The organism is Streptomyces swartbergensis, assembly GCF_002148965.1.
In the GTDB taxonomy this organism is placed as follows: domain Bacteria; phylum Actinomycetota; class Actinomycetes; order Streptomycetales; family Streptomycetaceae; genus Streptomyces; species Streptomyces swartbergensis.
In genome coordinates this window covers 1-10163 of the sequence record NZ_NGFN01000311.1, presented here as the reverse complement: position 1 = coordinate 10163, position 10163 = coordinate 1, and the positions used below count along the sequence as shown (strand labels likewise).

General features: G+C 69.3%; 10 protein-coding genes. 1 reads left to right on the top strand and 9 read right to left on the bottom strand.

Going from position 1 to position 10163, the window contains the following annotated elements:
* Positions 1-79 precede the first annotated feature (79 nt).
* From prcA to arc, 6 genes are all read right to left on the bottom strand, one after another.
* Positions 80-856: a proteasome subunit alpha gene (gene prcA / locus CA983_RS34180; protein ID WP_086604655.1), complete on the bottom strand. Its 777-nt coding sequence runs from the start codon at positions 854-856 to the stop codon at positions 80-82.
* Between the two features lie 69 nt (positions 857-925).
* Positions 926-1771 (bottom strand): proteasome subunit beta, encoded by an 846-nt coding sequence (gene prcB, locus CA983_RS34175; protein ID WP_086604654.1) that lies wholly within the window; start codon positions 1769-1771, stop codon positions 926-928.
* Positions 1723-1938, bottom strand: a complete 216-nt coding sequence (locus tag CA983_RS49290) for an endonuclease domain-containing protein (protein ID WP_341866716.1) — start codon at positions 1936-1938, stop codon at positions 1723-1725. Before CA983_RS49290 ends, prcB begins: the two co-directional genes overlap by 49 nt.
* A gap of 169 nt (positions 1939-2107) precedes the next feature.
* On the bottom strand, positions 2108-2326 hold the full coding sequence (locus CA983_RS34170; protein ID WP_030244016.1) for a ubiquitin-like protein Pup: 219 nt from the start codon (positions 2324-2326) through the stop codon (positions 2108-2110).
* A 178-nt stretch (positions 2327-2504) separates the two neighbouring features.
* Positions 2505-4016, bottom strand: coding sequence for a depupylase/deamidase Dop (gene dop / locus CA983_RS34165; RefSeq protein ID WP_341866715.1), 1512 nt, complete (start codon positions 4014-4016; stop codon positions 2505-2507).
* Positions 4017-4250: 234 nt separating this feature from the next.
* The gene (arc, locus tag CA983_RS34160) at positions 4251-6017 is read right to left on the bottom strand and encodes a proteasome ATPase (protein ID WP_086604652.1); all 1767 of its coding nucleotides are present in this window, start codon (positions 6015-6017) and stop codon (positions 4251-4253) included.
* Positions 6018-6263: 246 nt separating this feature from the next.
* On the opposite strand from arc, the gene CA983_RS34150 reads away from it, so the two are divergent.
* Positions 6264-6569 carry a ferredoxin gene (locus CA983_RS34150; RefSeq protein WP_086604651.1) on the top strand — a complete coding sequence of 102 codons (306 nt, stop codon included), beginning with the start codon at positions 6264-6266 and terminating at the stop codon, positions 6567-6569.
* A gap of 58 nt (positions 6570-6627) precedes the next feature.
* Here CA983_RS34150 and CA983_RS34145 read toward each other — a convergent pair whose 3' ends face one another.
* The 3 genes from CA983_RS34145 to CA983_RS34135 all read right to left on the bottom strand — a co-directional run.
* Positions 6628-7203, bottom strand: coding sequence for a hypothetical protein (locus CA983_RS34145; RefSeq protein ID WP_086604650.1), 576 nt, complete (start codon positions 7201-7203; stop codon positions 6628-6630).
* Between the two features lie 342 nt (positions 7204-7545).
* Entirely contained in the window at positions 7546-8448 is a 903-nt protein-coding gene (locus CA983_RS34140; RefSeq protein WP_020274881.1) for a tRNA (adenine-N1)-methyltransferase, read from the bottom strand.
* 49 nt (positions 8449-8497) lie between these two features.
* Positions 8498-10163, bottom strand: a 1666-nt coding sequence (locus CA983_RS34135) for a site-2 protease family protein (RefSeq protein WP_244207213.1), incomplete at its 5' end; no start/stop codon positions are given.

Genomic DNA, 10163 nt, shown 5'->3' with positions numbered 1-10163 from the left:
CACCGAAGCCGCACAGGCCGCCGCAGGCCCCCCGCCCCACCGCCGGAGGCACCCGCGCGGCAGTGGACGAAGTGGACGATTACTCGCTGTCCCCGGACGCCTCCGCCTCGGCTTCGGCATTCGCATCCGCCTCGGCCTCCGATGCCGTGGTCGCCCCGTCCGCCTCCAGCAGCCGGCTCAGCTGGCGCCCGGTGATCCGCTTGAACTTGCGCTTCTGCGGCCGCGTACGGTCCAGCACCGCCACTTCCAGCCGCTCCGCGGGAATCTCCCGCTCGCTGCCGTTGGTGTCACGGGACAGGGACTGCACCGCCAGCTTCAGCGCCTCGGCCAGCGTCATGCCGTCCCGGTGGCGCTGGTCCAGGTAGCTGCTGATCTGCTCCGCGTTGCCACCCACCGCGACCGCGCCGTGCTCGTCCACGATGGAGCCGTCATGCGGCAGCCGGTAGATCTGGTCCTGCTCGGTCGTCTCCCCGACCTCGGCGACGACCAGCTCCACCTCGTACGGCTTCTCCCCGACACTCGAGAAGATCGTGCCCAGCGTCTGCGCGTACACGTTCGCCAGGCCCCGGGCCGTCACATCGCCCCGGTCGTAGGTGTAACCCCGCAGGTCGGCGTACCGGACACCACCGATCCGCAGGTTCTCGTACTCGTTGTACTTGCCGGCGGCCGCGAAGCCGATCCGGTCATAGATCTCGCTGAACTTGTGCAGCGCGCGGGACGGGTTCTCACCGACGAACACGATGCCGTCGGCGTACTGCAGCACGACCAGGCTGCGACCACGGGCGATGCCCTTCCGGGCGTACTCCGCCCGGTCGGCCATCTGCTGCTGGGGTGAGACATAGAACGGCGTCGACACCGGTTATCCGTCCCTCTCTTGAAGATTCCGTCGGTTCACTGGACCACGCTCATGAAGACAGCCCGCCGCTCACAGCAACGCGGCCCGCGGACCGTCGGGCTGCTCAAGACGCCGCTCCAGGACCGAGCGCGCGATCTCGGACGACTCGTTCTCGGAGAGCCGGCGGAAACCGTCCTCGGTGATCACGGTGACGATGGGATAGATCCGGCGGGCGACATCGGGACCACCGGTCGCCGAGTCGTCGTCTGCCGCGTCGTAGAGCGCCTGGACCACGAGCGTCGTGGCCTCGGCCTCGCTCAGGTCCTCCCGGAAGAGCTTCTTCATCGCGCCGCGAGCGAAGATCGAACCGGAACCCGTGGCCGCGTACCCCTTTTCCTCGGAGCGCCCGCCCGTGACGTCGTAGGAGAAGATCCGCCCCTTCTCCCGGTCCATGTCGTACCCGGCGAACAGCGGCACGACGGCCAGGCCCTGCATGGCCATGCCGAGGTTGGACCGGATCATCGTCGACAGCCGGTTCGCCTTGCCCTCCAGCGAGAGCTGCGCGCCCTCGACCTTCTCGAAGTGCTCCAGCTCCAGCTGGAACAGCTTCACCATCTCCACGGCCAGACCCGCCGTACCGGCGATGCCCACGGCCGAGTACTCGTCGGCCGGGAAGACCTTCTCGATGTCCCGCTGCGCGATGACGTTACCCATGGTGGCCCGCCGGTCACCGGCGAGGACGACGCCGCCGGGGAACGTCACGGCCACGATCGTCGTGCCGTGCGGCGCCTCGATCGCGCCCTGCACCGGTGGCAACTTCTTGTTGCCCGGCAGCAGTTCGGGCTGGTGATCGGACAGGAAGTCCATGAAGGAGGCAGACCCTGGCGTCAGGAAGGCAGCTGGCAGACGCCCGGTGCTACGAGTGTTGGGTTCCACGCGATTCCTTCCACGTATGCGACAGCCCGCTCTGTGACGTCGGGCCGGTCCTTGGAACAACCCCGGTCCGGTTGCGACCGAGGGCACGGTATGCCTCGGACCCTACCCGTCCTTCGGCGGTGATCCACATGCCCGGCGGGACCAACTCCGCCGGAGCGACGCCGCACTTGCCCGCCGCCCGCATACAGGCAGGCCAACGGGCCCCGGAGGCCACCGACGCCCGGAGCGCCGCACGCGAGGGCATCACGTCATGCTCTGCCCCGCGCGCAGCGCTCCGCGCTCGGCTCGTCCGTCACCACGCACCCCGTTCACCTTCGGGATGAAGGCTCAGGCGCCTTACTGGCCACCCTTTTGAACGAAGGACCGTACGAAGTCCTCGGCGTTCTCCTCGAGGACGTCGTCGATCTCGTCCAGAACCGAGTCCACGTCGTCGCTCAGCTTCTCCTGTCGCTCCTTGAGGTCCTCGGAAGCCTGCGCCTCTGCCGCCTGCTCCTCGACCTCCTCGGTGGACCGGGTGGCCTTCTGCTGTCCGCCGCCGGTGTCCTTGGTAGCCATATCCCTCACCCCGCTCGGTTCGCCCGACACAGTTGCTCGGTCAAGATCAGACCCTACTCGCCGGGTCTGACAATGGCCCCGCAGTTGCTCCAACGTACGGGGACCACCTCGATGATTCCCGGACCTGGGATTTTCCACCCTGTCCGGCGGGCCCCACCCGAGTACCCGCTGAACGCGCTCACCCGCCCGAAAGGACCCTGACCAGGTCTTCCGCCGTGCGGCAGCGGTCCAGGAGCTCCTTGACGTGATTACGCGTTCCGCGAAGCGGTTCCAGGGTTGGAACCCGCTGGAGGGAGTCCCGGCCCGGCAGGTCGAAGATCACCGAGTCCCAGGAGGCCGCCGCCACGTCGTCCGCGTACTGCTCCAGGCAGCGGCCGCGGAAGTACGCGCGGGTGTCCTCCGGCGGCGCCGTACGGGCCCGCTCGACGTCCGCCTCGTCCAGCAGCCGCTTCATGCGCCCGCGGGCCACCAGACGGTTGTACAGGCCCTTCTCGGGCCGTACGTCGGCGTACTGGAGGTCGACCAGGTGCAGCCGCGCCGCGTCCCAGTCGAGGTCGTCCCGGCGCCGGTAGCCCTCCATGAGCTCCCGCTTGGCGACCCAGTCCAGCTCACCGGCCAGGCTCATCGGGTCGTGCTCCAGGCGGGTGAGGGTGTCCTCCCAGCGGGACAGGACGTCCTTGGTCTGGTCGTCGGCGTCGGCCCCGAACCGCTCCTCCACGTACTTGCGCGCGAGCTCGTAGTACTCCATCTGAAGCTGGACCGCCGTGAGCGTACGGCCGCTGCGCAGCGTGATCAGGCGCTTCAGGGACGGGTCGTGCGAGACCTGGTGGAGGGTGCGGACGGGCTGGTCGACGGCCAGGTCGACGGCGATGAAGCCGTCCTCGATCATCGACAGGACCAGGGAGGTCGTCCCCAGCTTGAGGTACGTCGAGATCTCGGACAGGTTCGCGTCGCCGATGATCACGTGCAGACGGCGGTACTTCTCGGCGTCGGCGTGCGGCTCGTCGCGGGTGTTGATGATCGGGCGCTTGAGCGTCGTCTCGAGGCCGACCTCGACCTCGAAGTAGTCGGCTCGCTGGCTGAGCTGGAAGCCGTGCTCGTGCCCGTCCTGGCCGATGCCGACGCGGCCCGCGCCGGTGAAGACCTGGCGGGAGACGAAGAACGGCGTGAGGTGGCGCACGATGTCCGAGAAGGGGGTCTCCCGCTTCATCAGGTAGTTCTCGTGCGTGCCGTAGGACGCGCCCTTGTTGTCGGTGTTGTTCTTGTACAGGTGGATCGGCTGGGCACCGGGCAGCTGGGCGGCCCGTTCCGCGGCCTCCGCCATGATCCGCTCGCCGGCCTTGTCCCAGAGGACGGCGTCCCGCGGGTTGGTGACCTCGGGAGAGCTGTACTCGGGGTGTGCGTGGTCGACGTAGAGCCGTGCGCCGTTGGTGAGGATCACGTTGGCCAGGCCGATGTCCTCGTCGGTGAGCTGGCTGGAGTCGGCGGCCTCGCGGGCGAGGTCGAAGCCTCGGGCGTCCCGCAGCGGGTTCTCCTCCTCGAAGTCCCAGCGGGCCCGGCGGGCCCGGTGCATCGCCGCCGCGTAGGCGTTCACGATCTGGGACGAGGTGAGCATGGCATTGGCGTTGGGGTGGCCGGGGACGGAGATTCCGTACTCCGTCTCGATGCCCATTACTCGCCGTACGGTCATGCGGCCCTCCTTGCCCGGCGGCGCCCTCGGTCGTGGGCGACACTCAGATACCGCTGGCGCTCGGTTGCGTGTGCGGTGCCCGTCCCCGCACTGCGCGACTTGGCGGTACGCAAGAGCCTAGAACGCCTTTGCGCTGGTGGGGAGATCATTTGCGTCATTGCGTTGCTCCAGCCGTGGCCTGAAAAGCAGTCGGCTGCGGATACCCGTCGAGGGCACCCGCAGCCGCCCTGCCTTTTACAGGTACTGACCGGTGTTCGCCACCGTGTCGATGGAGCGTCCGGTGTCCGCGCCCTGCTTTCCGGTGATGAGCGTACGGATGTACACGATCCGCTCGCCCTTCTTTCCGGAGATCCTGGCCCAGTCGTCCGGGTTGGTGGTGTTCGGCAGGTCCTCGTTCTCCTTGAACTCGTCCACACAGGCCTGGAGGAGGTGGGAGACGCGCAGACCCTTCTGGTTCTTCTCGAGGAAGTCCTTGATCGCCATCTTCTTGGCGCGGCCCACGATGTTCTCGATCATGGCGCCGGAGTTGAAGTCCTTGAAGTAGAGGACTTCCTTGTCGCCGTTGGCGTAGGTGACTTCCAGGAAGCGGTTTTCCTCGGATTCGGCGTACATGTGTTCCACAGCCGTCTGGATCATGCTCTGGACGGTGGTGGCCTTGCTGCCGCCGTGCTCGCCGAGGTCGTCCGCGTGCAGCGGGAGGCGCTCGGTGAGGTACTTGCCGAAGATGTCCTTCGCGGCCTCGGCATCGGGACGCTCGATCTTGATCTTCACGTCCAGGCGGCCGGGGCGCAGGATGGCCGGGTCGATCATGTCCTCGCGGTTGGAGGCGCCGATCACGACCACGTTCTGCAGGCCCTCCACGCCGTCGATCTCGGCGAGCAGCTGCGGGACGATGGTGTTCTCCACGTCCGAGCTGACACCGGAGCCACGGGTGCGGAAGAGGGACTCCATCTCGTCGAAGAAGACGATGACGGGTGTGCCCTCGCTGGCCTTCTCACGGGCCCGCTGGAAGACGAGGCGGATCTGCCGCTCCGTCTCACCGACGTACTTGTTCAGGAGCTCGGGGCCCTTGATGTTGAGGAAGAAGCTCTTGCCGGCGGCCTGGCCGGTCACCTCGGCGACCTTCTTGGCCAGCGAGTTCGCCACGGCCTTGGCGATCAGGGTCTTACCGCATCCAGGGGGCCCGTACAGCAGGACACCCTTCGGCGGCCGCAGTTCGTGCTCCTTGAACAGGTCCGGGTAGAGGTACGGGAGCTCGACCGCGTCGCGGATGGCCTCGATCTGGCCGCCGAGACCACCGATCTGCTCGTAGCCGATGTCGGGGACTTCTTCGAGGACGAGCTCCTCGACCTCGCTCTTCGGCACGACCTCGTAGACGTAGCCGGAGCGGGGTTCGAGCAGGAGGGCGTCGCCGGCGCGGATGGTGACGTCCATCAGCGGCTCGGCGAGCCGCACCACCCGCTCCTCGTCGGTGTGCCCGAGCACCAGGGCCCGCTCACCGTCCTCGAGGATCTCCTTGAGAGTGACGATTTCACCGACGCGCTCGAACTCCATGGCCTCGACCACGTTGAGCGCTTCGTTGAGCATCACTTCCTGGCCGCGCCGGAGCTCGTCGAGCTCGACGCTGGGGCTTACGTTCACCCTGAGCTTGCGACCGCCGGTGAAGATGTCGGCGGTGCCGTCCTCGTTCGCCGTCAGGAAGACACCGAAGCCGGCCGGCGGCTGTGCGAGCCGGTCGACTTCCTCCTTGAGGGCCACGATCTGGTCACGCGCCTCACGGAGCGTGTTGGCGAGTCGCTCGTTCTGTGCGGACACGCCGGCCAGATTGGTCTGCAGCTCGACGATCCGCTCTTCGAGAATCCTCGTGTGTCGCGGAGAGTCGGCGAGCTTACGTCGCAGGACGGCGATCTCCTGCTCAAGGTAGGCGATCTGCCCGGCCGGGTCGTCGGACCCGCGTCCCGGGCGGATGCCGCGGTTCATGTCGTCGTCGTGGGCTGCCACGGTCCTCACCTCCTCCAAGGGGAGCTGGACGCTTCCAGACCCTACCTGGGCGGGTGTCGATTGAAACCCCTAGATCACAAAGACGGTCGAGGTGTGTCCGATCTTCACCCTTGCGCTCTCCCTCACGCCAGGGGGATACCCAGCGAACATGATGGGAACCCAGCCGGAGGTAGGGTCGAAGCGTTCAACACCCGTCAGAGCTGGCCGGATTCCCGACCCGGCTCGACGTATGAAACGGCAGGAGACATGAGCGTGCAGCAGGAGGCCGGGGTCGAGGGCGAGGCGCTGGAGGTCTGGATCGACCAGGACCTGTGTACCGGTGACGGCATCTGCGCCCAGTACGCGCCCGAGGTGTTCGAGCTGGACATCGACGGTCTGGCCTATGTGAAGGGCGCCGACGACCAGTTGCTCCAGGACAAGGGCGCGACAACGCCCGTTCCGCTGCCGCTTCTCACGGACGTGGTCGACTCGGCGAAGGAGTGTCCGGGCGAGTGCATCCACGTACGTCGAGTTTCGGACAGGGCTGAAGTGTACGGACCAGACGCAGAGTGACCACTTCTCTACGTTCGGTTACTACTGTCTGATATCTCACACATGAGGCGCACGGGCCTCACACGCTGCGGGCACCGGCCGGTGCCGAGCGCACGAACGCGCCGTTCCGCCAACGCCATTTCACGTCGCTGTGCACATCGGGGCAGCAACGCGGCACATCGGGCGACGAATAGCCGAGGAGCGCGGCCGTGACGGCGCCGTCACGTACGGCGAAGTCGCTGACGGTGGTGCCGTCCTCGGGGTCGAGCAGGGTCGCCACCACGCGCGGTGCGCCGCCGTCGCCCCGAGTGAGGACGTACACGCCGTCCGGCGGGGTGCCCATCGGGGAGTCGCAGTGGACCACGGCCACCGTCTCGGGATGTCCGTCGCCGTCGAGGTCACCGGAGGCCTTCTTCTTCACCACGGCCTTCACCGGTCCGCACTCGATGGGGAACTCCACCGCGGCCGGGTCGGGCGCAGCCGCGTTCGCCGGCGCGCTTCTGGTCTCGGGGGCGGACGGCTGAGCAGCGGTCGCCGCGCCGGGCTGGAGGACCGAGGAGAGGGCCACGACGCCCGCGACGGCCGTCGCGGTGGCGAGCCAGTGGATGGGGCGGGTGTGGGTGTGAGCGAGCTCCGGGACGGCGGAAGGCTGCACTAGGAGTGTCTCCTGAGGGCTGTGCCGGTGGTGGGGTGGCCAGCATGGTGCCACACGTCACACGGCGAGGGAACGGCGGGGTGTGCACGTCCCGTGCCGGGGAAGTCAGAAGGGTTACGGTCCCTGCCGCTGTGTCAGCAAGCACGTTCCGGCGCGGGGCCGCTGCCGGCCCGTGTCACGTCGAACGGGCGGGCCGTGAGGGGCCTGTTTCAGGTCAAGGGAGACGCGCGCTGGTTCACCCGCCGCGGGCCCCGGGGCAACAGTGCGGCGCCGTGGCGGAGTTCGGACCGGGTCCGGGAACTCCGCCGCGGCGCCTGTGCGTTGTGCGGGGCGGCGGGCCGTTCAGCGGCCGGTGCCGCCGTCGGCGTTGGGGCCGGCGTAGTCCTCGCCGTAGGCGCCCTTGGCGGGGCGGCGGCGGCGCATGGGCGGCTCGACACCGTCGGCGAGGCGGCGGGCGGTGAGCAGGAAGCCGGTGTGGCCGATCATCCGGTGGTCCGGGCGGACGGCCAGGCCCTCGATGTGCCAGTTGCGGATCATCGTCTCCCAGGAGGTCGGCTCGTTGAAGCAGCCGATCTCGCGGATGGACTCGACGGTCCGGGCGAGCTGGGTGGTGGTCGCCACGTAGCAGCACAGGATGCCACCGGGGACCAGCGCCTTGGAGACGGCCTCCAGGCACTCCCAGGGGGCGAGCATGTCGAGGATGACGCGGTCGACGTCGGCGTCGGACAGGTTGTCCTGGAGGTCACCGACGGTGAGCTGCCAGGCGGGGTGCGGGCCCCCGAAGTAGCGCTCCACGTTCGCCTGGGCGATCTCGGCGAAGTCCGCGCGGCGCTCGTAGCTGTGCAGCATGCCCTGGTCGCCGATGGCGCGCAGCAGGAAGCTGCTGAGCGAGCCGGAGCCGACGCCTGCCTCCACGACGCGCGCGCCGGGGAAGATGTCGGCGAAGGCCAGGATCTGCCCCGCGTCCTTGGGGTAGACCACGGCGGCGCCGCGGGGCATGGACAGGACGTAGTCGGGGAGCAGGGGGCGCAGCGCGAGGTAGGCGACGTTTCCTGTGGTGCGGACAACGCTGCCCTCGGGAGCGCCGATCAGTTCGTCGTGCGGGAAGGAACCCTTGTGGGTGTGGAAGTTCTTCCCGGCCTCGAGCGTGAACGTGTAGTGGCGGCCCTTGGGGTCGGTCAGCTGTACCTGGTCCCCGACCTTGAAGGGCCCGCGCCTGCGGGCGGCACCGGTCGGTTCGGACATGTGACCAGCCTACCGGCACCTGAGGGGGCCTCCGACCACGGTCCGGTCACTAGGAGGGACGGGCCATGGCCTTCACGAAGGCGCGCTCCACATCGGCCGCGGACAGGACGCCGTAGATCTCGCCGGTCTCCTCGACCACCAGGTACTCGGTCGCCGGGGTGGCGCGCAGGGCGTCCAGGAGCTCCTCGCCGGACAGTTCCGCCGAGACGCGCATGCCGTCGGTCAGATCCTGGGCGAGGCCGCTGACCGCGACCCACGGGCGGCGGTGTTCGGGGACGCCGACGATGGCGGCCTCGCGGACGAGGGAGACGGGGTTGCCGTGGGCGTCGACGACGACCAGGGCGCGGGCGCCGGCGGCGTTGGCGCGGCGCAGGGCCTCGGAGAGCGGGGTGTCGGTCTCGACCGGGACGGCACGGCGGGTGAGCGCACGGGCGCGCAGTTCGGGGAGGTGCTCGCGCAGGCGGGCCATGCGCAGGCTGTTGCCTGCGCCGGTCCAGATGATCGCGGCGAGGATGGCGGCGAGCAGAGCGTCCAGGACGGTGTCCATGCCGACGTTGTCCACGGCCTCGGTGCCAAGGGCGCCGGACTGCGTCAGCAGGGGCAGGCCGATCAGGACGGAGACGGCGAGGGCGCGGCCGACCCAGGCGGCGGCGACGGTGCCGGTCATCGGCTTGCCGGTGATCTTCCAGACGACCGCGCGGAGCATGCGGCCGCCGTCCAGGGGCAGGCCGGGCAGGAGGTTGAACGCGGCCACGATGAGGTTGGAGATCATCAGGCCGGCCAGCAGGACGCCCGGGACGGTCCCGGGTTCCACGGTCTGCACGGCGGCGTAGAAGACACCGGCCAGGACGAGGGAGAGCAGCGGCCCGACGACGGCGAGCACGAACTCCCGTCCGGGGGTCTCGGCCTCCTTCTCGATCTCGGAGACGCCGCCGAAGAACTGGAGCTGGATACGGCGGACCGGGAGCTTGAAGCGGAGGGCGGCGACCGTGTGCGCCAGCTCGTGCACCAGCACGGACGCGTAGAAGGCGACGGCGAAGAACAGGGAGACCAGGTAGCGGGCGGCGCCGAGCTCGGGCAGCACGCGCTCCAGTTGCCCGCCGAACACCCAGGTGATCAGCGCGGCGACGAGGAACCAGCTGGGCGCGAYGTAGACGGGCACGCCGAACGGCCGCCCCATCAGCAGTCCGCCTCGCGGCTCCGGGGGGCGCTGGGGCGCGGGGCCCTTGCCGTCCGCCGAGTGCGCGAGGTGACGGGCACCGGGGCCGGGGGTGGTGTGCCGGCTGTTCGCATCGGGCTCGCCCGCGGCAGAGGCTGTGTGCGGGCCGGCGGCGTAGGCACGGTCGGGGTGCGCGTCGCCCTCCGGCGGACGACTGTCGCCGGGCTCGCCGTGGGTGGGGGCCTTGGGTACGGCATCGGACGCAGGGCGGTCCCCGTGCGCGTCGCTCTCCGACGAACTGCTGCCGCCGGGCTCGCCGCCAGCGCGCTCCTTGCGCAAGGCATCGGACGCAGGGCGGTCCCCGTGCGCGTCGCTCTCCGACGGACGGCTGCCGCCGTGCTCGCCGTGGGTGGGGGCCGGTACGGCATCGGACGCAAGGCGGTCCCCGTGCGCGTCGCTCTCCGACGAACTGCTGCCGCCGGGCTCGCCGCCAGCGCCGGACGCCGGGCGGTCGGGGTGCTCCTGGTGTGAGGCTTCCGGGTGCTCCTGGTGGGTG

What these genes read in the sequence shown, in the direction of transcription:
- CA983_RS34140 (WP_020274881.1), bottom strand. Translation starts at nt 8,448, where the DNA reads ATGTCCGAACCGACCGGTGCCGCCCGCAGGCGCGGGCCCTTCAAGGTC.
- CA983_RS34150 (WP_086604651.1), top strand. Translation starts at nt 6,264, where the DNA reads ATGAGCGTGCAGCAGGAGGCCGGGGTCGAGGGCGAGGCGCTGGAGGTC.
- CA983_RS34170 (WP_030244016.1), bottom strand. Translation starts at nt 2,326, where the DNA reads ATGGCTACCAAGGACACCGGCGGCGGACAGCAGAAGGCCACCCGGTCC.
- dop (WP_341866715.1), bottom strand. Translation starts at nt 4,016, where the DNA reads ATGACCGTACGGCGAGTAATGGGCATCGAGACGGAGTACGGAATCTCC.